The organism is Oleiphilus sp. HI0061, assembly GCF_001635675.1.
In genome coordinates, this window is record NZ_LWFE01001612.1 from 1 (window position 1) to 1,192 (window position 1,192).

At 40.9% G+C, this 1,192-nt stretch carries 2 protein-coding genes and 1 tRNA gene; all 3 read right to left on the minus strand.

Annotated features, from left to right (window positions below):
• Window positions 1-157 precede the first annotated feature (157 nt).
• Window positions 158-233 (minus strand) — tRNA-Phe (locus tag A3735_RS24945).
• A 143-nt stretch (window positions 234-376) separates the two neighbouring features.
• Entirely contained in the window at window positions 377-649 is a 273-nt protein-coding gene (locus A3735_RS24950; RefSeq protein WP_068553869.1) for an oxidative damage protection protein, read from the minus strand.
• Window positions 650-694: 45 nt separating this feature from the next.
• Window positions 695-1,192 (minus strand): NUDIX domain-containing protein (locus tag A3735_RS24955; RefSeq protein WP_231882646.1); only part of this gene is annotated, 498 nt, incomplete at its 5' end.

Genomic DNA, 1,192 nt, shown 5'->3' on the forward strand with positions numbered 1-1,192 from the left:
AAAAAACGGTGATGTATAGATGAATTGAAACAGAAAAGTGTTTAGTTAAAATTTGTCGATTCAGAAAGTGATAATTCAACCGATATTTTTACGGTTGGGCTAAATCGCAGACAAGAAAAAACCCGAACATCTTGCGATGATCGGGTTCTTCGAATAATGGTGCCCGGTCTCGGAATCGAACCAAGGACACGAGGATTTTCAATCCTCTGCTCTACCGACTGAGCTAACCGGGCATATCAATTATTTAAAGTGCTTGATCTTGCACTGGTACAACTTGTTGCGTCTCGGTATGTCTGCAACGGGGGCGTATTAAACCTGTTTCGTTTCGATGAGTCAAGAGCTAAAACTAAAAAAAAATCACAAACGTAAATTTTGATTATTTTGTAGGCGTAACATAGCCCTCTATGCTTTCAATGTCTTCATTATTAAAGAATTTATGCATCTGTTCTTTCAAGAACTTTCGGTCTTCGGCGCTCATCATATTGAGCTGTCGTTCGTTAATCAGCATGGTTTGTTTATTTTGCCATTCTTTCCAGGCTTGTTCAGAGATGTTGTTAAAAATATCTTGGCCCGCTTCTCCTGGCATTGTCGGGGTATCCAGGCCTTTCAGTTCTTTTTGATACTTTCTGCAAAAAACAGTGCGACTCATGTTTCGATCTCGTGTGGTAAGTAAATAGCATGTGATGGGTCAATCTTAGTCATTTAATCTGAATAAATCATCACAATTTAGCTTTTCAAGGTAGGAAGATATTGGTGCCGGCAGGCCTAATTTAGAAAGCTGATGTTCTTGGATCCACTTTAGCCTATCTGATGAGCGTACTTCTGGTAGTGACGCTTTTAGCTTTAATTTAACCGGCTGTATCTCTAGTTTGTAATGAGAAAAGGTATGGTGAATGCTTTGGTGTCTTTCTAGTAGTTCTGTTTCTATGCCAAAGTTCTCGGTGCAGTATTGAATCAAGTCTGGTGGCGTGAGTGAGGGTGGTGCCTCTGGCAAGCTATATAAACCACCCCATATTCCGCTTGGCGGCCTTTTCTCAAGTAGGACTCCCTTATCAGACTCAATTAGCAGTGCCCAGGTTTTCTTTTGAGGGATCTTTTTTTTGGGTTTTGAAACCGGTAGGGCATGTTGTAGGTCTGCTTTGTTTGCCTGGCAATCTTCCTGCATTGGACAAATTGTGCACTTAGGTTTGCT